This window comes from Enterobacter sp. UPMP2060 (genome assembly GCF_053709655.1).
This window is the reverse complement of record NZ_JBSKJQ010000010.1, coordinates 53,879-74,284: the sequence shown is the minus strand read 5'-3', so window position 1 is coordinate 74,284 and position 20,406 is coordinate 53,879. Positions and strand designations below refer to the sequence as shown.

21 protein-coding genes are annotated in these 20,406 nt (G+C 54.1%); 12 read left to right on the top strand and 9 right to left on the bottom strand.

Annotation, left to right across the window (positions count from 1 at the left end; genetic code table 11):
* Nucleotides 1-3: 3 nt before the first annotated feature.
* Nucleotides 4-477 carry a tRNA (uridine(34)/cytosine(34)/5-carboxymethylaminomethyluridine(34)-2'-O)-methyltransferase TrmL gene (trmL, locus tag ACWKXN_RS17790; RefSeq protein ID WP_033147028.1) on the top strand — a complete coding sequence of 158 codons (474 nt, stop codon included), beginning with the start codon at nucleotides 4-6 and terminating at the stop codon, nucleotides 475-477.
* On the opposite strand, the gene cysE is transcribed toward trmL, so the two are convergent.
* The 5 genes from cysE to ACWKXN_RS17765 form a co-directional block, all read right to left on the bottom strand.
* Entirely contained in the window at nucleotides 474-1,295 is an 822-nt protein-coding gene (cysE, locus tag ACWKXN_RS17785) for a serine O-acetyltransferase (RefSeq protein ID WP_008502718.1), read from the bottom strand. The two genes, trmL and cysE, sit on opposite strands and share 4 nt — an antisense overlap.
* Before the next feature lie 74 nt (nucleotides 1,296-1,369).
* Nucleotides 1,370-2,389, bottom strand: coding sequence for an NAD(P)H-dependent glycerol-3-phosphate dehydrogenase (gpsA, locus tag ACWKXN_RS17780; RefSeq protein ID WP_023309915.1), 1,020 nt, complete (start codon nucleotides 2,387-2,389; stop codon nucleotides 1,370-1,372).
* A complete protein-coding gene (gene secB / locus ACWKXN_RS17775) occupies nucleotides 2,389-2,856 on the bottom strand; it encodes a protein-export chaperone SecB (protein WP_003860835.1) in 468 nt (155 codons plus the stop codon). The genes gpsA and secB overlap by 1 nt, the downstream gene beginning before the upstream one ends.
* Nucleotides 2,857-2,888: 32 nt before the next feature.
* Complete coding sequence (grxC, locus tag ACWKXN_RS17770) at nucleotides 2,889-3,140, bottom strand: glutaredoxin 3 (RefSeq protein ID WP_023309914.1); 252 nt, start codon at nucleotides 3,138-3,140, stop codon at nucleotides 2,889-2,891.
* Nucleotides 3,141-3,151: 11 nt separating this feature from the next.
* A complete protein-coding gene (locus ACWKXN_RS17765) occupies nucleotides 3,152-3,583 on the bottom strand; it encodes a rhodanese-like domain-containing protein (protein ID WP_023309913.1) in 432 nt (143 codons plus the stop codon).
* A 247-nt stretch (nucleotides 3,584-3,830) separates the two neighbouring features.
* Here ACWKXN_RS17765 and gpmM point away from each other — a divergent pair, with 247 nt between their 5' ends.
* The 3 genes from gpmM to ACWKXN_RS17750 are packed head-to-tail and all read left to right on the top strand — an operon-like array spanning nucleotide 3,831 to nucleotide 7,604.
* Complete coding sequence (gpmM, locus tag ACWKXN_RS17760; protein WP_048975591.1) at nucleotides 3,831-5,375, top strand: 2,3-bisphosphoglycerate-independent phosphoglycerate mutase; 1,545 nt, start codon at nucleotides 3,831-3,833, stop codon at nucleotides 5,373-5,375.
* 33 nt (nucleotides 5,376-5,408) lie between these two features.
* Complete coding sequence (gene envC, locus ACWKXN_RS17755) at nucleotides 5,409-6,668, top strand: murein hydrolase activator EnvC (RefSeq protein ID WP_229231479.1); 1,260 nt, start codon at nucleotides 5,409-5,411, stop codon at nucleotides 6,666-6,668.
* A 3-nt stretch (nucleotides 6,669-6,671) separates the two neighbouring features.
* Complete coding sequence (locus ACWKXN_RS17750; RefSeq protein WP_094935086.1) at nucleotides 6,672-7,604, top strand: divergent polysaccharide deacetylase family protein; 933 nt, start codon at nucleotides 6,672-6,674, stop codon at nucleotides 7,602-7,604.
* A gap of 3 nt (nucleotides 7,605-7,607) precedes the next feature.
* On the opposite strand, the gene ACWKXN_RS17745 is transcribed toward ACWKXN_RS17750, so the two are convergent.
* Entirely contained in the window at nucleotides 7,608-8,408 is an 801-nt protein-coding gene (locus ACWKXN_RS17745; RefSeq protein ID WP_167819029.1) for a glycosyltransferase family 2 protein, read from the bottom strand.
* A gap of 205 nt (nucleotides 8,409-8,613) precedes the next feature.
* Here ACWKXN_RS17745 and ACWKXN_RS17740 point away from each other — a divergent pair, with 205 nt between their 5' ends.
* Together ACWKXN_RS17740 and ACWKXN_RS17735 are read left to right on the top strand one after the other, a co-directional pair.
* Nucleotides 8,614-9,819 carry a glycosyltransferase gene (locus tag ACWKXN_RS17740; RefSeq protein WP_094935085.1) on the top strand — a complete coding sequence of 402 codons (1,206 nt, stop codon included), beginning with the start codon at nucleotides 8,614-8,616 and terminating at the stop codon, nucleotides 9,817-9,819.
* Nucleotides 9,820-9,834: 15 nt separating this feature from the next.
* Complete coding sequence (locus ACWKXN_RS17735; protein WP_069303478.1) at nucleotides 9,835-10,749, top strand: hypothetical protein; 915 nt, start codon at nucleotides 9,835-9,837, stop codon at nucleotides 10,747-10,749.
* 27 nt (nucleotides 10,750-10,776) lie between these two features.
* On the opposite strand, the gene tdh is transcribed toward ACWKXN_RS17735, so the two are convergent.
* A complete protein-coding gene (gene tdh / locus ACWKXN_RS17730) occupies nucleotides 10,777-11,805 on the bottom strand; it encodes an L-threonine 3-dehydrogenase (protein WP_023309906.1) in 1,029 nt (342 codons plus the stop codon).
* Nucleotides 11,806-11,814: 9 nt separating this feature from the next.
* On the bottom strand, nucleotides 11,815-13,011 hold the full coding sequence (kbl, locus tag ACWKXN_RS17725; RefSeq protein WP_024906617.1) for a glycine C-acetyltransferase: 1,197 nt from the start codon (nucleotides 13,009-13,011) through the stop codon (nucleotides 11,815-11,817).
* 215 nt (nucleotides 13,012-13,226) lie between these two features.
* On the opposite strand from kbl, the gene rfaD reads away from it, so the two are divergent.
* From rfaD to ACWKXN_RS17695, 6 genes are read left to right on the top strand one after another with little or no spacing between them, the layout of a single operon-like run.
* A complete protein-coding gene (gene rfaD / locus ACWKXN_RS17720) occupies nucleotides 13,227-14,159 on the top strand; it encodes an ADP-glyceromanno-heptose 6-epimerase (protein ID WP_008502707.1) in 933 nt (310 codons plus the stop codon).
* 2 nt (nucleotides 14,160-14,161) lie between these two features.
* The gene (gene rfaF, locus ACWKXN_RS17715; protein WP_454544086.1) at nucleotides 14,162-15,208 is read left to right on the top strand and encodes an ADP-heptose--LPS heptosyltransferase RfaF; all 1,047 of its coding nucleotides are present in this window, start codon (nucleotides 14,162-14,164) and stop codon (nucleotides 15,206-15,208) included.
* Between the two features lie 3 nt (nucleotides 15,209-15,211).
* Nucleotides 15,212-16,195: a lipopolysaccharide heptosyltransferase RfaC gene (gene rfaC / locus ACWKXN_RS17710; protein ID WP_193138768.1), complete on the top strand. Its 984-nt coding sequence runs from the start codon at nucleotides 15,212-15,214 to the stop codon at nucleotides 16,193-16,195.
* A gap of 3 nt (nucleotides 16,196-16,198) precedes the next feature.
* Nucleotides 16,199-17,308 (top strand): glycosyltransferase family 9 protein, encoded by a 1,110-nt coding sequence (locus ACWKXN_RS17705; RefSeq protein ID WP_447755684.1) that lies wholly within the window; start codon nucleotides 16,199-16,201, stop codon nucleotides 17,306-17,308.
* Between the two features lie 5 nt (nucleotides 17,309-17,313).
* A complete protein-coding gene (locus ACWKXN_RS17700; protein ID WP_033147037.1) occupies nucleotides 17,314-18,222 on the top strand; it encodes a glycosyltransferase family 2 protein in 909 nt (302 codons plus the stop codon).
* A complete protein-coding gene (locus ACWKXN_RS17695) occupies nucleotides 18,210-19,421 on the top strand; it encodes an O-antigen ligase family protein (RefSeq protein ID WP_454544085.1) in 1,212 nt (403 codons plus the stop codon). Before ACWKXN_RS17700 ends, ACWKXN_RS17695 begins: the two co-directional genes overlap by 13 nt.
* Nucleotides 19,422-19,444: 23 nt before the next feature.
* Here the strand turns inward: ACWKXN_RS17695 and ACWKXN_RS17690 are convergent, their stop codons facing one another.
* Nucleotides 19,445-20,401, bottom strand: coding sequence for a polysaccharide deacetylase family protein (locus tag ACWKXN_RS17690; protein WP_241174765.1), 957 nt, complete (start codon nucleotides 20,399-20,401; stop codon nucleotides 19,445-19,447).
* Nucleotides 20,402-20,406: the final 5 nt, after the last annotated feature.

Genomic DNA, 20,406 nt, shown 5'->3' with positions numbered 1-20,406 from the left:
AGCATGCTTAACATCGTTTTATTCGAACCAGAAATTCCGCCAAATACCGGCAATATTATCCGCCTGTGTGCCAACACCGGTTTTCGTCTGCATATCATTGAGCCGATGGGCTTTACGTGGGACGACAAACGTCTGCGTCGCGCAGGGCTGGATTATCATGAATTTACCGCCGTCGTTCGCCATCACGATTACGCCGCGTTTCTGGAAGCCGAAAAGCCACAGCGCATGTTCGCCCTGACCACCAAAGGCACGCCAGCGCATAGCGCCGTGAGCTATCAGGCAGGTGACTATCTGATGTTTGGCCCGGAAACCCGCGGCCTGCCGGCCACGATCCTGGATGCCCTGCCCGCTGAGCAGAAAATCCGTATTCCGATGATGCCGGACAGCCGCAGCATGAACCTGTCGAACGCGGTGTCGGTGGTGGTGTATGAAGCATGGCGCCAGCTGGGGTATCCGGGCGCCATTCTCAGAAGTTAAATGCCGTCACCATACTCGAACGTATGGTGAATGCCGTTGAAGTGCTGATCCATGTCCATGGAAGGCTTATCGCTGTCTGGTTTACCGACGATGCGCGCCGGTACGCCAGCGGCGGTGGTATGCGGCGGCACGGGCTGGAGCACCACGGAGCCTGCGCCGATCTTCGCGCCGCGCCCGACTTCGATATTGCCGAGGATTTTGGCACCCGCGCCAATCATCACCCCTTCACGAATTTTCGGATGGCGATCGCCGCTGGTTTTACCGGTACCGCCCAGGGTAACCGACTGCAGGATCGAGACGTCATCTTCAATGACCGCCGTTTCCCCGACGACAATCCCGGTGGCGTGGTCGAGCATGATCCCGCGGCCAATCTTTGCCGCCGGGTGAATATCGACCTGGAACGTCACGGAAACCTGGTTTTGCAGGAAGATCGCCAGCGCGCGGCGGCCTTCATTCCACAGCCAGTGGCCGATGCGGTAAGCCTGCAGGGCGTGGAAGCCTTTCAGGTACAGCAGCGGCGTAGAATATTTATCGACCGCCGGGTCACGCGTGCGCACGGCCTGGATATCGCAGGCGGCAGAGGCGATCATTTCCGGGTCTGCCGCGTAAGCCTCTTCCACCACTTCACGAATGGCGATAGCTGGCATGATCGAGGAAGCCAGCTTGTTGGCGAGCATATAGCTCAGCGCGCTGCCGAGATTTTCGTGCTTGAGTAGCGTCGCGTGGTAGAAACTGGCCAGCATAGGCTCGCAGTCGGCCAGCGCCCGGGCTTCGGCTTTAATATTGTTCCAGACGATATCCAGTTCTTCACACGGCATTGCTTACTCCAGACGATAGTTAATGACCAGCCAGTTCTGCGCTGGCTGGGTCATTCAGGTGACAACGGTTCCGACTAGTTACTGCTGCGCTCGTCCTTGCGCGCACGACCTAATAAGGTCAATGCTGCCTCGCGCGCATTTTTTCCGCAATACAATACCTGATAAATTTCCTCGGTTATTGGCATTTCGACACCGAAACGGTGCGCCAACTCGCGGACTTCTTTGGTATTGCGGTAGCCTTCAACCACCTGACCAATCTTCTCCTGCGCGCCTTTAACATCGCTGCCCTGTCCGAGCATCATGCCAAAACGGCGGTTACGAGACTGGTTATCGGTACAGGTCAGCACCAGGTCGCCCAGGCCAGCCATCCCCATAAAGGTGGCCGGATCGGCACCCAGCGCTTCGCCCAGGCGGGACATTTCGGTCAGTCCTCGGGTGATCAGCGCCGTACGCGCATTGGCACCAAAACCAATGCCGTCTGACATTCCGGCACCAATCGCAATCACGTTCTTCACCGCACCGCCCAGCTGCACGCCGATAAAATCGGGGTTGCTATAGACGCGGAAGCTCTTGCCGCAGTGCAGCAGCTGTTGAAGATCGTCGGAGAAGGCCTGATCGGTGGAGGCCAGCGAAATCGCGGTCGGCAGACCAGCGGCCAGCTCTTTGGCAAAGGTCGGGCCGGAGATGACCGCCAGCGGGATCTCATCACCCAGCGCTTCGCGGGCAACGTCCTGCAGCAGGCGTCCGGTTTCGGCTTCCAGTCCTTTTGTCGCCCAGACAATGCGCGCATCCGGGCGCATCAGCGGCTTAATCTGACGGAGCACGTCGCCAAATACATGGCTCGGGACCACAATCAGAATGTTGCGGCTGGCCGCCAGCGCGGTCGCAAGGTCGCTTTCAAGGTGCAGGGAGTCGGGGAACGGAACGTCCGGAAGAAACGCCACGTTACAACGGTCGCGTTGCAGCGTTGCGATATGTTTTGGATCGTGGCCCCAGAGAACCACTTCGTGACCATTTCTTGCCAGCGTGATGGCAAGAGCGGTGCCGTATGAGCCGGCACCGATCACAGTCATTGACGCATTAACAGTGCTCATCAGGCATCCTGATGTTGTTCAGCACCTTCGCCAGCTTGCTGCTGCAGATAGTTCATGAACAGCGCATCAAAGTTAACTGGCGCAAGGTTCAGTTGCGGGAATGTACCGCGAGAAACCAGGCTGGTGATGCATTCACGCGCATACGGGAACAGAATGTTCGGGCAGTACGCACCCAGGCAATGCGCCATCTGGTTGCCTTCGATACCGCCGATAGAGAAGATGCCGCCCTGCTGAACTTCACACAGGAATGCAGTTTCTTCACCCAGAGATGCGGTAACGGTCACACGCAGCACGACTTCATACACGTCATCTGCCAGTTGGGTAGATGCGGTATCCAGATCAAGTTTAACCTCTGGCTGCCAATCTTTCTGGAAAACATGTGGCGCATTTGGCGCTTCGAAAGAGACGTCCTTGGTGTAGATACGCTGGATCTGGAAAGTCATCTCGGTGTTATTTTGTTCTGACATGGAAATACCCTTTTTAATTGTCCTAAAGTCTCTTAGCTCAGCAGCGGATCGAGTCCACCACGGGCGTCGAGCGCATACAAGTCATCACAGCCGCCAATGTGCTGCGCATCAATAAAAATCTGCGGAACCGTCGTGCGACCACTACGTTTGATCATCTCTTCGCGTTTAATCGCGTCACCGTCGATCGGCAGTTCCTGGAACGTGACGCCTTTGCTGTTCAGCAGCGCTTTCGCACGATGACAGAACGGGCACGTCGCTTTGGTATAGATCTCAATATTGGCCATGACTGAACTCCTTATTTACCGCGTACCAAAGGAAGATTTTCCCCGCTCCAGCCGGAAATACCTTCTTTCAGCACCGTTACGTTTTCGAAGCCTGCTTTATGAAGCGCGCTGGCAGATTCCTGTGCCTGCATGCCGGTCGCATCGACAACGATAATCGGCTGGGCTTTGTGTTTCTCAAGCTCACCGACGTTGTTCGCTTTGATTTCAGCTGGCAGCAGGTTGATTGCGCCCGCAATGTGACCTTTACGGAAATCGTCACGCTGACGCAGATCGACCACGACGGCATCTTCTTTGTTGATCAGACGCGTCGCTTCACCACGGGTGATAACCTTAATTTTAGACGTCAGGCTCTTAAATGTGGTGAACAGCACAGCAGCCAGCAGGCCAATCCACGCGATGCTCAGAACCGGATGGCGGCTAACGAATTGCATAATTTCTTGCATGGAGGGTAACTACTCCCGACTAAGTGATAAAAAAAACCAGGACAGGAGTATACCTGTGCGTTCTGGCAAATACAGCCAGCGACCATAACCTAATCCATTTTCTGCGGCATGCCACCTAAAAAAATGCCTCAAAATGGTCTGGTGAACATCTTGCCCCTGCGCTTTCTTTGATCTTCTGCGGCTATTTGATCGATTCAGCTGTAGTAAAATTACGCAAATTTTGACTCTTGAGCATGAGGTTGTCGCAATGTCGGTTTCTAAAAAACCTATGGTACTGGTGATTCTGGATGGCTATGGCTACCGTGAAGATAGCCAGGATAACGCTATTTTCAACGCCAAAACTCCGGTCATGGATGCCCTGTGGGCGAAACGTCCGCATACGCTGATTGACGCGTCTGGCCTGGAAGTGGGTCTGCCGGACCGCCAGATGGGCAACTCCGAAGTCGGTCACGTAAACCTGGGCGCCGGGCGTATTGTGTATCAGGATCTGACGCGTCTGGACGTTGAAATTAAAGAACGCACCTTCTTCTCCAACCCAACGCTGTCTGGCGCGGTCGATAAAGCCGTTGCCGCTGGCAAGGCCGTACACATCATGGGCCTGCTCTCTGCTGGCGGCGTTCACAGCCACGAAGATCACATCATGGCGATGGTTGAACTGGCCGCCGAGCGCGGTGCAGAAAAAATCTATCTGCACGCCTTCCTGGACGGTCGCGATACGCCACCACGTAGCGCAAAAGGCTCTCTGCAAGCCTTCGAAGAGAAATTCGCCGCGCTGGGTAAAGGCCGCGTAGCGTCCATCATTGGCCGTTACTACGCTATGGACCGCGACAACCGCTGGGATCGCGTTGAACAGGCCTATGATCTGATGACCCTGGCAAAAGGTGAATTCCAGTTTGCGACCGCCGTTGAGGCGCTGGAAGCGGCCTATGCACGTGATGAAAACGACGAATTCGTGAAAGCGTCCGTGATTCGTGCTGAAGGCCAGGCCGACGCCGCCATGGAAGATGGCGACGCGCTGATCTTCATGAACTTCCGCGCTGACCGCGCGCGTGAAATCACCCGTGCGTTCGTCAACAGCGACTTCGACGGTTTTGCCCGTAAGAAAGTGGTAAACCTCGATTTCATCCAGCTGACCGAATACGCCGCAGACATCAAAGCGCCTTGCGCGTATCCGCCAGCATCTCTGGCAAATACCTTTGGCGAGTGGATGGCGAAGAACGACAAAACGCAGCTGCGTATTTCCGAAACTGAAAAATACGCGCACGTGACCTTCTTCTTTAACGGCGGCGTTGAAGAGCCGTTCAAAGGCGAAGACCGCATTCTGATCAACTCTCCGAAAGTCGCTACCTACGATCTGCAGCCAGAAATGAGCTCTGCCGAATTGACGGAAAAACTGGTTGCGGCCATCAAGAGCGGTAAGTACGACACCATCATCTGTAACTACCCGAACGGCGACATGGTTGGGCATACCGGGGTGATGGAAGCGGCAGTGAAAGCGGTTGAAGCGCTGGACCACTGCGTTGAGCAGGTAGCGAAAGCGGTTGAATCCGTTGGCGGCCAGCTGCTGATCACAGCTGACCACGGTAACGCTGAACAGATGCGCGACCCGGCGACCGGCCAGGCGCACACGGCCCATACCAACCTGCCTGTTCCGCTGATTTATGTGGGTGATAAATCACTGAAAGCAGTGGAAGGCGGCAAGCTTTCTGACATCGCGCCAACCATGCTGTCGCTGATGGGTATGCCGATCCCTGAAGAGATGACTGGTAAGCCGCTGTTCATCGTGGAATAATCGCTCCCCATGAGGGGAAAGGCGATTTTTTCAATCACATGGGTCGTGAAGCCGCTTAGGTTATCAGTCAGACCTCTGTTTTACGCCAGCGCACTCAGCGCTGGCGTATTGCTGTGCGCCGCATCCGCCCACGCGGATGACCGCGACCAGCTGAAATCCATTCAGGCCGATATCGCCGCCAAAGAGCGTGCGGTACGCCAGCAGCAGCAGCAACGCTCCGCCCTGCTCGCCCAGCTCAAGCAGCAGGAAGAGGCGATCTCCGCCGCCACGCGTAAACTCCGTGAAACACAAAACACCCTCGCCCAGTTGAATAAACAGATCGACGAGATGAACGCGTCGATTGCCAAACTCGAGCGCCAGCGTGACGCGCAGGAGCGCAATCTTGCCGCACAGCTTGATGCCGCATTCCGCCAGGGTGAACATACCGGACTCCAGCTGATCCTCAGCGGCGAAGAGAGCCAGCGCGGCCAGCGCCTGCAGGCCTACTTTGGCTATCTCAACCAGGCGCGTCAGGAGACGATCGCGCAGCTGAAGCAGACGCGCGAAGAGGTCTCCACGCAAAAAGCCGAGCTGGAAGAGAAGCAGAGCCAGCAGCAGACGCTGCTTTACGATCAGCAGGCCCAGCAGGCGAAGCTTGAGCAGGCGCGCAACGAGCGTAAGAAAACCCTTTCCGGCCTTGAATCCTCCATTCAGGAAGGTCAGAGCCAGCTTAGCGAAATGCGCGCCAACGAATCAAAACTGCGTAACAGCATCGCCCGTGCGGAAGCGGCGGCGAAAGCGCGCGCCGAAAAAGAGGCTCGCGAGGCGCAGGCCGTTCGCGATAAGCAGCAGGAAGCGTCCCGCAAAGGCACTACCTACAAACCAAGCGAGAGCGAACGTTCCCTGATGTCGCGTACCGGCGGTTTGGGCTCTCCTCGCGGTCAGGCTTTCTGGCCCGTTCGCGGTTCAATTCTGCATCGCTATGGCGAACAGCTGCAGGGTGAGCTACGTTGGAAAGGGATAGTTATCGGTGCGTCTGAAGGTAGCGAAGTAAAAGCCATTGCCGATGGCCGCGTGATTCTGGCCGACTGGCTGCAGGGTTACGGTCTGGTGGTGGTGGTCGAACACGGTAAAGGTGACATGAGCCTTTACGGCTACAACCAGAGCGCGCTGGTCAGCGTCGGCACGCAGGTGCGCGCAGGCCAACCCATCGCCCTTGTGGGCAGCAGTGGCGGTCAGGGCCGCCCGTCACTCTATTTCGAAATTCGTCGCCAGGGTCAGGCGGTCAATCCACAGCCGTGGTTGGGAAGATAAGTTTTGCTTCAATTTCGTCGAATGGTTTTCTCCGTCGTCAGCGTGCTGGCGCTGGCTGCACCAGTATACGCAGGTAAACTCGCTATCGTGATTGATGACTTCGGTTATCGTCCACACTATGAAAATCAGGTGCTGGCGATGCCGTCGGCCATCTCTGTCGCCGTCCTTCCAAATGCGCCCCACGCGCGTGAGATGGCGACCAAAGCCCATAACAGCGGTCATCAGGTGCTGATCCACCTGCCGATGGCCCCGCTCAGCAAGCAGCCGCTGGAAAAAGACACCCTGCGCCCGGACATGAGCAGCGAGGAGATCGAGCGCATCATCCGCGACGCCTACAACAAAGTGCCGTATGCCGTAGGGCTGAACAACCATATGGGCAGCGCGATGACATCAAGCCTGTACGGGATGCTCAAAGTGATGCAGGCGCTGGAGCGTTACAATCTCTACTTCCTCGACAGCATGACCATCGGCAACAGCCAGGCGATGCGTGCCGCTCAGGGAACGGGCGTAAAGGTGATTAAGCGCAAGGTGTTCCTGGATGATACCCAGAACGAAGCCGATATCCGCATGCAGTTTAATCGCGCGGTACAGCTGGCCCGCCGCAATGGCTCAGCCATCGCCATCGGTCACCCGCACCCGTCTACCGTTCGCGTCCTGCAGCAGATGCTGCCGACCTTGCCTGCCGATATCACGCTGGTGCGTCCGAGCGATCTGCTGAACGAGCCGCAGGTAGATACCTCTACACCAAATTCTGCGCAGCCCGTCCCGACAGCGCCGCGTAATCCGTTCCGCGGCGTGAAGCGCTGTGTACCGAAGCAACCGCTTGAACCGGTCTATGCGACCCGCTTCTTCTCCGTCATCGGAGACAGCATCAGTAACAGTACCCTGGTGAAATACGTCCAGCAGCAGTGGCAGGGATGGGGTAAGAAAGCCTGACGCTTATTTCGCAATCTGAGAGTCCGTCTGCTCGTTAGCAACGGACTCTTTTTTTTCCTGATGCTGATACCAGGATTTGAAATACTTCAAAAAGCTATAGGCTGTGGCATACAGTCCCGTCGCCACCCCCACTTTGCCCTTACGCCAGGCGCCGCTAAACAGATACCATTTGAAAAAAGCCCCGATGGCGCTGATTACGCCGCGCCCTATAGAGGGCCGTATTTTTTGATGTTGAACCAGGCGGGTTGTATAACAATTTAATTTGTTAAAAAGCTCATGCAGCGTGGGAAACGTATCATGTTTTACATAACCCGGAATACGTTCACAACGGAGAAAACCTTCGACCTGATCGTCTACCGGCCTGTTATTAAACCGGGACTGGTTACGATTAAAAAGACGCACAGGATAATCAGGGGATGAAACTGGATAAATCGTCCGGACTTCTTCACCCAGAACAAACCAGTGGCGGCATATTCGCCATGCCATTCCGGGGTCTGGCTCATCGCCTGCTTTTAACGTTAAAACGGCATTAACCGTTTCCTGGTCAAGAATTTCGTCGCTGTCGATGCACAGGACCCAGTCATTGCTGGCTAAGGATATAGCATGGTTCATCTGCTCGCCATGCCAGCTAAATTTTTTATAGACAGGTAGCAGTCCAAAACTTTCACAAATATATCGTGTTTTGTCCGTACTGCCAGAATCGACCACGACAATTTCATCCGCTATTTTCAAAAGAGGCGGGATAACATCGTGCAATAATCTTTCAGAATTAAACGTTAATAAGCAGACCGTTATTTTAAACATTTTCCCACTCTCAATAGCAGCCTAAATTAATATTATTAATACTATATAAATGAGGAGAGACGATTAAAGTCCTGAATCACACTTTTCAAATAAGCACGCTTGAAATTTTGTCTAATTCTCAAGAGCAATAAAATAGAAAAATCTATTTTATTTCAACAGATTCTTTATAATGCAGTCAGATGAAGGGTAGCACACGGATTCAGACATGCCGCACAAAAGTAAAATTCTCCTCCTGGATACGGGTAAAGAATGGGGGGGAGGCACCAACAGTATGCTTGAGCTCCTGAAGCGAATCAATCGCGATAAATTCGATATTACCTGTTGTTTTTACAGTGATTATAGTCGTGCTGAAGGTGAGACAATTGGCCAGGTGCTCAACGGCATCGGCATCCCGCTCATCGTGATCCCTCAACGTCCGCAGCCGGTCTGGGCCAAATTGTTGAAGGAAGCGGGACGTAGCCTGCTGTTTTTCTCACGCAGCGCCCGCAAGGCATTGACGCGTCACGTGGATATCATGTGGCGCATCAGGCCTAACGTCAGCAAAATCGAGACCCTTTTCACGCAGGGTGGTTTCGATACGCTCTATATGAATAACCAGCCGGGCTCAAACGAGGAAGGCTATCTGGCGGCGGCGAACCTGCAGGCGCGGTTGATCCAGCACTGCCGCATTGAGCCCGTTTTGACCCCGCCGCTGGTAAAGCTGGTTAATGCCCATGCCACAAAAATCATCGCCGTCTCGCACGGCGTTGAACGCGTGTTGCTTCAGCATGGCGTCCGGCCCGAACTGTGTACGACGGTCAATAATGCCATCGACATCCACCAGCCTTTACCTGACCGACGCGCAATGCGCCAGCGCCTGAATATTGATGACGACACGTTTGTGTTCGGCAGTATCGGGTCGTTAATCCCTCGCAAAGCCAACCACCACACGCTGGAGGCGCTGGCACAGTTCAGCCAGAAGCATCCCGAGGCGAAATGGAAAATGGTGCTGGTCGGCGAAGGTGCCGAACGCCGCGCTTTAGCGGAACAGGCCCGAACGCTGGGAATTGAAAACCACGTCATCTTCACCGGTTTTCAGAATACCCCATTTAATTACCTCGCTACGTTTGACGCCTTTATTCTGGCCTCAAAAAGCGAAGGGCTGCCGCGCGTGGTGCTGGAAGCGATGCTTCTCAATATCCCCGTTATTGGCTCTCAGGTGACCGGCACGGCGGAATTGATTGATCATGATTCGACAGGGCTGCTCTTCCCCTGGAGCGATGTTTCACAGCTTGCACAGCATCTGGACAATATCTGGGCAGATGCTGACCTGCGGGCTCGGCTGGCTGCGGCTGCATACCAGAACGTCTGTCATACCTATGCCATCGAAAACTATGTCAGCGGTGTCGAAGCCGTGCTTGGCGCGCACTAACCAAACGAGATAACTATGTTTAAATTTCTTAATGCTCGCTATCGTCATATCACCGGGCGACACAACATTCCTTACAGCTCTCTGCCCGTGACGGGCGCGCTTGCTGCGGTGGATTCTATTGTGATTCCGTGTACCGGTGCAGATTTCGTCGAAGAAGCATTACTCTCTGCCACCTTCGCGGAACGTTATGCCACCGGGGTGAGCGAAATCGTCATCGTCAGCGATCAGCCTGAATCTGCCTTTGGGGTACTGCCGCCGAAAACCCGCGTAGTGACGCTAAATCTTCCCGTACGTGAGGAAAGCTACCGCTATAAGCAGATCTACCTCAGCCGTCTGGTGAAGCTTAACGCCCCGCTGCAGGCTCGCGGTGAAGGGGTATTGATGATCGATTCCGATCTCAACCTGCTCAAGATGCCCGAGATCAACATGGCCGATATGCACATTTACTCCAGCTTCCGTCAGGGCAAAATGATTGCCAAGCTGGACGGTGCGCCAGAGGAAAAAGTGCCGGCGTATTACAAGGAGACGGTGCGCCCGTATCTGGTCGATCACGTTAACGGCGCGTTTCTTGCGGCAACCAAAAAAACCTGGCGCCGTATCTGTCCGCTATGGCTGACGCTGTTCCAGGATACCTGGGAGCTGATGGACGACACGCAGCCGCCGACCGATCAGCTGCCGCTCGCCGCGCTGCTGGACATGCTGGATCTAAAAACGGTTAACCTGGGTGACTGGATGAACTGGCCGGTCTCGAAGAAAATCGGCGGTCAGGAAGCCGTTGTACCGAAAGAGGTGATTGGCGCGCATGGCGGCTTCCCTCTCTCTGAATGGCAGAAGTACCTTGAATCGCCGGATAACAAACTGCTGTTCAAAGGTCAGGACTACACCCGCAAGGTGCGCTACCTGACGGATGAAGAGAAAAAGAAGCAATAAAATAAGGGGCCTGAGGCCCCTTTTTGATTATTTATCCCAGCTCAGGATCACTTTTCCTGACTGGCCGGAACGCATCGCGTCGAAGCCCTGCTGGAACTCATCGATGGAGAAACGGTGAGTAATAATCGGGGACAGATCCAGACCGGACTGGATCAGCGCCGCCATCTTGTACCAGGTCTCGAACATCTCGCGGCCATAGATGCCCTTGATGAACAGCCCCTTGAAGATGACTTTGTTCCAGTCGATAGACATGTCTGACGGCGGAATACCCAGCATCGCGATACGGCCACCGTGGTTCATGGTGTCGAGCATGGTGCGGAACGCCGGTGGCGCACCGGACATTTCCAGACCCACGTCAAAGCCTTCGGTCATGCCCAGCTCTTCCATCACGTCGGTCAGGCTCTCTTTCGAGACATCCACCGCGCGGGTGACGCCCATTTTGCGGGCCAGCGACAGACGGTATTCGTTCACGTCGGTGATCACAACGTTGCGCGCGCCCACGTGCTTCGCCACCGCAGCGGCCATAATGCCGATTGGGCCCGCGCCGGAGACCAGCACGTCTTCACCGACCAGGTCGAAGGAGAGCGCCGTGTGCACCGCGTTGCCGAACGGGTCGAAGATGGAGGCCAGGTCGTCAGAGATATTGTCCGGGATTTTGAACGCGTTAAACGCCGGGATCACCAGGTATTCCGCGAAGCAGCCCGGGCGGTTTACGCCCACGCCAATGGTATTACGGCACAGGTGCGTACGCCCGCCGCGACAGTTACGGCAGTGGCCGCAGGTAATATGGCCTTCACCGGAGACGCGATCGCCAATTTGGAAGCCTTTCACTTCCTGGCCGATACCCACCACTTCACCGACATATTCGTGACCGACAACCATCGGTACCGGAATGGTTTTCTGCGACCACTGGTCCCAGTTGTAGATGTGAACGTCAGTACCGCAGATGGCGGTTTTACGAATTTTGATCAGCAGATCGTTATGACCGACTTCCGGCTCCGGCACGTCGGTCATCCAAATCCCTTCTTCCGCTTTCAGTTTGGATAACGCTTTCATCACACGTCCTCAGGCAATTACGCCCAGCTGTTTGCCGATGCGGGTAAAGGCTTCCACCGCACGTTCAATTTGTTCAGGCGTATGCGCCGCAGACATCTGGGTGCGGATACGCGCCTGACCTTTTGGCACCACCGGGAAGAAGAACCCGGTGACGTAAATCCCTTCTTTCTGCAGTTCGCGGGCAAATTGCTGCGCGACGACCGCATCGCCCAGCATCACCGGAATGATCGCGTGGTCAGCACCGGCCAGGGTAAACCCTGCGGCGCTCATTTTTTCACGGAACAGACGGGCGTTGGACCACAGGCGGTCGCGCAGCTCAGCGCCGGACTCCACCATCTCCAGCACCTTGATGGAGGCGGCAACAATGGCCGGCGCCAGGGAGTTGGAGAACAGGTACGGGCGAGAGCGCTGGCGCAGCCACTCGACCACCTCTTTACGCGCGGCGGTATAGCCGCCGGACGCGCCGCCGAGCGCTTTGCCCAGCGTACCGGTGATGATATCCACGCGGCCCATCACGTCACAGTATTCGTGGGAACCGCGGCCGTTTTCGCCGACAAAGCCGACCGCGTGAGAGTCATCTACCATCACCAGCGCGTCGTATTTATCCGCCAGGTCGCACACGCCCTTCAGGTTGGCGATCACGCCGTCCATAGAGAACACGCCGTCGGTGGCGATCAGCACGTGGCGAGCACCCGCTTCACGCGCCTCTTTCAGGCGCGCTTCCAGCTCGACCATGTCGTTGTTGGCGTAGCGGAAACGCTTCGCTTTACACAGGCGTACGCCGTCGATGATGGAGGCGTGGTTCAGGGCGTCGGAGATAATCGCATCTTCTGCGCCAAGCAGGGTCTCAAACAGACCGCCGTTGGCGTCGAAGCAGGAGGAGTACAGAATCGCGTCTTCCATTCCGAGGAAGCTCGCCAGCTTTTGCTCAAGCTGCTTGTGGCTGTCCTGCGTACCGCAGATAAAGCGTACGGAGGCCATGCCGAAACCGTGGGTGTCCATGCCGTTTTTTGCAGCGGCAATCAGCTCAGGGTGATTCGCAAGACCTAAGTAGTTGTTCGCACAAAAGTTGATCACATGGCTGCCGTCGGCAACGGTGATGTCCGCCTGCTGGGCAGACGTGATAATACGCTCTTCCTTGAACAACCCTTCCGCACGTGCGGTGTCGAGGTCGCTGTTTAACTGTTTGTAAAAATCACCACGCATTGCAATTCTCCAGACTCGGCAAATTTCGGGACATATTACCCAAACCTATAGTTCATGACGAGATGACACGTCATCTCTTGTCGTTTTTGCAGCATAAATCACGCGTACCCCTGCGCTGTGAAGGTGAATGGCTGAAGGGCAGCCATACTAATGATATGATAGAGACATTAGCGTCCGGGATTGTCCCCGGGCTCCACACTTCAAAGGTTACAGTTATGATCATCGTTACCGGCGGCGCGGGCTTTATCGGCAGCAATATTGTTAAGGCTCTCAATGACAAAGGCATCACCGACATCCTGGTGGTTGACAACCTGAAAGACGGCACCAAGTTCGTCAACCTGGTGGATCTGAACATCGCTGACTACATGGATAAAGAAGACTTCCTTATCCAGATTATGGCAGGCGAAGAGTTCGGCGAGATCGAAGCCATCTTCCACGAAGGTGCGTGTTCTTCCACCACCGAGTGGGACGGCAAGTACATGATGGACAATAACTATCAGTACTCCAAAGAGATCCTGCACTACTGCCTGGAGCGTGAAATTCCGTTCCTGTATGCCTCCTCCGCGGCAACCTACGGCGGCCGCACCTCGGACTTTATCGAATCCCGCGAGTATGAACAGCCGCTGAACGTCTACGGTTACTCCAAATTCCTGTTCGACGAGTACGTACGTCAGGTGCTGCCAGAAGCGAACTCGCAGATCGTCGGCTTCCGTTACTTCAACGTCTACGGACCGCGCGAAGGTCACAAAGGCAGCATGGCGAGCGTGGCGTTCCACCTGAACACCCAGCTGAATAACGGCGAAAGCCCGAAACTGTTCGAAGGCAGCGACGGCTTTAAGCGCGACTTCGTTTACGTGGGCGACGTTGCCGCAGTGAACCTGTGGTTCTGGGAAAACGGCGTATCCGGCATCTTCAACCTGGGTACCGGCCGCGCGGAGTCCTTCCAGGCGGTGGCTGACGCAACGTTGGCGTATCACAAAAAAGGCAGCATCGAGTACATTCCGTTCCCTGACAAGCTGAAAGGCCGTTATCAGGCGTTCACCCAGGCTGACCTGACCAACCTGCGCGCCGCAGGCTACGACAAGCCGTTCAAGACCGTTGCCGAAGGCGTAACGGAATATATGGCCTGGCTGAACCGCGACGCATAAGTATGAAGATTCTGGTGATCGGCCCGTCATGGGTGGGCGACATGATGATGTCGCAAAGTCTCTATCGCACGCTCAAGGCGCGTTATCCCCAGGCGATAATCGACGTGATGGCACCCGCGTGGTGCCGTCCGCTGTTGTCGCGTATGCCGGAAGTGAACGAGGCGATCCCGATGCCGCTTGGCCACGGGGCGCTGGAAATTGGCGAACGCCGCAAGCTCGGCCATAGCCTGCGCGATAAGCGCTACGATCGGGCGTATGTCCTGCCAAACTCCTTTAAATCCGCCCTTGTGCCTTTCTTTGCAGGTATCCCACATCGCACCGGCTGGCGCGGTGAAATGCGCTACGGCCTGCTGAACGATGCGCGGGTGCTGGATAAAGAGGCCTGGCCGCTGATGGTGGAGCGCTATGTGGCGCTGGCCTACGACAAAGGCGTGATGCGCAGTGCGAAAGACCTGCCGCAGCCGCTGCTGTGGCCACAGCTTCAGGTTAACGACGGTGAAAAATCCCAGACCTGTAACGCGTTTGGTCTATCGTCTGAACGCCCGATCATTGGCTTCTGCCCCGGCGCCGAGTTCGGCCCGGCAAAACGCTGGCCGCACTACCACTATGCGGAGCTGGCGAAACAGCTGATTGACGAAGGCTACCAGATTGTCCTGTTCGGTTCGGCAAAGGACCACGAGGCAGGCAACGAAATTCTCGCGACGCTCAGTAATGAACAGCAGGCCAGGTGCCGCAACCTGGCGGGAGAAACGCAGCTTGAACAGGCGGTTATTCTGATTGCCGCCTGTGAGGCCGTGGTCAGCAACGATTCGGGCCTGATGCACGTCGCCGCCGCGCTCAACCGCCCGCTGGTGGCGCTGTATGGCCCAAGTAGCCCGGACTTCACGCCCCCGCTTTCTCATAAAGCGCGCGTCATCCGCCTGATCACCGGCTATCACAAAGTACGCAAGGGCGATGCCGCAGAAGGCTACCATCAGAGCCTGATCGACATTACGCCAGAGCGCGTTCTCGAAGAGCTTAACGAACTGCTGTTGAGCGAAGAAGGATAACGAATGCGGGTACTGATCGTTAAAACTTCTTCGATGGGCGATGTTCTGCATACGCTCCCGTCACTGACGGACGCCATGCGGGCCATTCCCGACATTCGTTTTGACTGGGTGGTGGAAGAAGGCTTCGCGCAGATCCCCACCTGGCATGAAGCGGTTGACCGCGTGATCCCGGTGGCGATCCGCCGCTGGCGCAAAGCGTGGTTCTCCGCGCCGATTAAAGCCGAACGCAAAGCCTTCCGTGAGGCGGTGCGGGCACAGCATTACGACGCCATCATCGACGCCCAGGGGCTGGTGAAAAGCGCCGCGCTGGTGACGCGTCTGGCACATGGCGTAAAGCACGGCATGGACTGGCATACCGCCCGCGAACCGCTGGCGAGCCTGTTCTATAACCGTCGCCACCACATCGCAAAGCAACAGCATGCCGTAGAACGTACCCGCGAGCTGTTTGCAAAAAGCCTGGGCTATGCGAAACCGGAAACCCAGGGCGACTACGCCATTGCGCAGCACTTTTTGCGCAATACAGATCCCTGTGCTCAGCCTTATCTTGTCTTCCTGCATGCCACAACGCGCGACGATAAACACTGGCCGGAAACGCACTGGCGAAGCCTGATTGAACTAATGCAACCTACCGGCATCCATATTAAACTGCCGTGGGGCGCTGAACATGAGCGGCAGCGTGCAGAGCGTCTGGCAGCAGGTTTTTCACACGTCGAGGTATTGCCGAAACTCACGCTGGCGCAGGTTGCCGCGCAGCTGGCGGGAGCGAATGCTGTTGTTTCCGTTGATACAGGTTTAAGCCATTTAACCGCGGCGCTGGATCGTCCGAATATTACGATTTTTGGTCCGACCGATCCTGGATTGATCGGGGGTTACGGTAAAAACCAGCATCAGATGGTCAGCCCGACCCAGCAAACGAAGGATATCAGCGCAGATGCTATTTTTTCATTTTTACAGGGCAGCCGTTGGCTTTCCAACAGGGATATCTAACGCATGAGTTACGTATTTCTGCTGATTTTACTCTTTCCGGTGAAGCTTATCCGGAAGCTGTTCCGCAAAGAGACAGGTAAAAACCTGGTCATTCAGACAGCAAAAATCGGCGATTTTGTTAATGCAACGCCCCTTCTGGCATACCTGCAAAAAAGCGACGTGCTCATCAGTCGTAGCGTAGGTGCGCTGGCGAAGCATGATGAGACGATCGATGAGATTTTTTTTATCGAGCAGCATAAGCGTAACCTGTGGCGAAAGCTGGTCTTTGCCTGCCGGATCATGAACCGCTATGACAATGTCTATCTCCTGCAACCCAACAGCGTGAACCTCTTTTTCGCCTCCGCGTGTAACGCTAAAAACAAACAGTTTTTAAGCACTTACACGCGAAGATGGTATCACGGAATTTTCTATGCAACGGCAGACGGTACTGTTGAACACGGTAAGAAGACTCTTTCAGTCACGAACTATCTCAAACTGGCCGATCGCACCTTAACCTGGCAAGACTCGCCAAAGCACGCCACAAAGCCACTTTTCAAACCTGCGACCTATCCGGCAATCCTCGATAAACCCGGCGTGATCCGCATTGGTATCAGCGTAGCCGCCGGGAATAAAGCGAAAACCGTTCCGCCGGTCATCTGGAAGCAAATTGCCGATCGTCTCGCCGACCTGCCCTGCGAATTTTATGTGTTTGGCGCCCCGAATGAACAATCGTGGATGGATGATATCACCCGCGCTTACGGTGAACTGCCCAACTTTATTAACCTGATTGGCAAAATCTCGCTTGAAGAGCTGCCGTGGGCCATTTCTAAAATGGATTGCTATATCGCGTCTGACTCGGGGAATGTCTACATTGCCGATGCGGTAGGCGTGCCGGTAATCTTACTGTTCGGGCCTTGTTGCCACTATGAACAACGTCCGCTGGGCAACGTATTGCTGATTGGTAATGATGACAACATTTGCTCATATGTTTTTGAAACACGATATTACTTCTCACAGAGCCGGGAAGAACTCTTCGCTGTAACAGACGAAGCGCTACGTGAACTCAAACACTTCATTTGCGAGTTACCCACAATTAATACAGACGCATACTCCTTTGATGCTCAGGGAAACTAATTATTATGGCTTTTCTAAGCATCATTATTGCCGCGCATAACGCCAAAGATACGCTTCACACCACGCTAGAAAGCCTGCAAAACGCGATTGAGGGTGCGTGGGATGATGTAGAGATCATTATCTTTAACGACAGTTCAAACGACTCAACGCAGGATATTATTGAAGCGTGGCTGCCAATGCTTCCGAATGCGCAATCCCGATACGTCGAGTACCGTAACGTAGGCCATGTTCGAAACAGTGCCCTCTCGCTGGCCACAGGTGAATACATTACCATGCTGGATAGCGATGACCGGATGAAACCGGGCAGCATCAGGGACGCGGTGGCGTTTCTCAAATCAGAGCGCCCTGATATGCTCCTGACGCGCCTGCTGGAAATTCGCGACACCAAAAAAATGACAGCCGACTGGCAGGGGTTCTCTCCTGTTGCTTTGTCACAACATGAGGCAATAAAGCGGTTCCTGCAGCACAAAGATTTTCAGGCACATCTCATCGGGCAATTCATTCATCGGGAATTGTATGTGAATAACCCGATTCCTTCGATGGTCTGCTATGAAGATTTTGCCGTGTTTCCCGGCATGCTGATGCAATCGAGTAAAATAGTCTATCAGCGTCAGGGACATTATTATTACATCAAACGTAACGACAGTTTGTCGAGCCGTCTCGACGCCAGTAAAATCGCTACGCTGGTTGATTGCACATTACAAATGGAAGAAACATTCCCTCGTTCTTTTAAGCATCTTGTTAATTGTCACTGGTTTGATATCTACAGAAACCACCGGCAGCATCTGACTGACCTGCAACTCAAACTGGTTAAACAGCGGGTCAATGCACTTTATTCTCTCTCTTTCTTCTTTACCAGAGATGTACGTTTCAGCTACAAAAAAAGGGTCATTGAGGCATTATGGAAAAAGTAAAACTGCGGCTTTATCAGCTGACGCTGATTTTGAGCCTTATTTCGCTTGCGCTGGCGCTGCTGAGTTCAGGTAAGCAGCGAGAGTTTTTCTATATTGCGATTTATGCCAGCATTATCGGCTTAGCGTGCGAATATAAAAAAATCACAATGCGTCCTTTTTCTATCGCATTGCCGATTTTATTGATTGGCCTGCTTAATCTTGGCTGGTATCTGGTGTATGAATATCATAGCGAAGGTCTGAACGTTTATAGCGATTATCTCGGTGCAAGTAAAAAATTAATTCTGGCAAGTATTCTCATTTTTTACCTTGACCGGTTTAAGTCTTATATTGATAGAGCATCCTTCCAGAAATATTTTTTATACGCCTCTGGTGCAGGGTTTATACTCGCCACTGGCTATGGCTTATGGCAGGCTTCACAGGGTATGGGGCGTATCGAGATGGCCATAAACCGTGCGACCGTGTCGGCCTATGTTTATTCTGTATTGTCACTGGCGTTTGTATACAGCCTTTATCTACAGAAAAATATCAAACTGTATGTAGCCGCAGGACTCATCATCTTAATATCTTATTTCGTCATTCTTCTAACGGGCACCCGTGCCGCAATGGGGTTATATCTACTCCTGGCGATTGTACTCACGCTTTATCACTTCAGAAGAATACACCTTAAATCTACGCTGATTTTCTTATGTATTGTGGCGGGTATTGTTATCGTTAGCTACAAACCATTAATCCTACCCAAGCTACAACAAACACAAGCTGAAGTTGAAAGTTATCAAAAAGGCTATGATGCAACCTCACTCGGCGCACGTTTCTCTATGTGGAGTGTTGGCATTCAAAACGGGCTGGCCCATCCTTTAGGGCAGTCAGTTGAAGACCGCGAAATATGGACACAGCAATATGTGAAAAATGGGCACCCACACCTCGCGGCTGCACTCGAGTTTATCAGGGTGCATCTGCACAATGAGTTTATTGAGAAATATTCTCTGCAGGGGATCCCAGGGCTGGCGATATTAGTGTTTTTCTATATATCGATGATCGTTTACGCCCTTAAAAACAGAAATGGCCTGCTGCTGACGACCATGCTTCTTTTATTACTCTATGGCCTGACTGACGTCATACTGTTGAGTTCTGAGGCTTTAATCTTCTTTGTCACCGTGTTTGCGCTGAGTACCCCTTTTTCGCAAACCAGGCAACGCTAATGATAATGCCCGCCTGGCGGGCATTATTTTTTCTTGTATTGATAAAACTCCGCCAGCGTCATCCCTACCGTCTTATCGGATAACCAGCTAAAAAGCGTTTCTAAATCCTGATACAACCCTTCAATCGCCGCCTCATCTTTAAACGTTGGGCTTCCGCCAGGCATAAATTCCGACGAATGAAGCATAAACTCCACGTACTCACTTCCCTGCGACAGGCATTGCTGTGCGACCTGAATCATTTGCGCCGCATTCCCACCGGACGGTCTTAGCCAGTTCACAGAGGGAGAGCGGTATTTACCGCGAAGCCTGTCGTAACCCTGTTTGATCGTGTTCAACCACGCCGGGTGTTTATACTGAATGCTCATCGGCACTTCGAGTAATGGGCTATGGCCTGCCCGGGAAATATTGTCTAAATCCATGAAATAGGCGTGGTCGGGGAAATGCTGATAATCCGTTCCGCCATTACCCTGTGGGGCGCCTTTCGCATTGCGCCAGTTCACGCGTGGCGTCACGGAGCAATCCACCTGGTAGCCCAGTTCAACGAGCAATTTTGCGTAGCGACTGTCAAATGCCCAACGTCCGGCACGGTGGCTTAACATTTTGGTCTGGAAGGTCTCTTCCAGCAGGCGTGTCATGAACAGCACTTTTTCGCGCATCACCTCATCCGAAAATTCAATCAGATAAGGCTGCCATCGCCAGTCATCGCCCGTGAGATCATGTTCCGGCGGGCTATTCCATGCGTGAAGGTGCATTCCCACCTCCCCCTGACCGCGGGCGATTGCGTCCCTGGCGAATTCGATGAAAACGGGTTCGATCGCCATCTCGTAATTGGTCAGCCACACGGGCTTAAAGCCGAAACGCTCACAAAGCGCCTGGAAACGCGCCAGATAACGCGCATTTTCCGTTTTAATGACGCGGTGATTTTGCCAGAGATTATCGCCCTCAGTATCAATTGTGATGATAAACGCTGGTTTGTTCATAATGA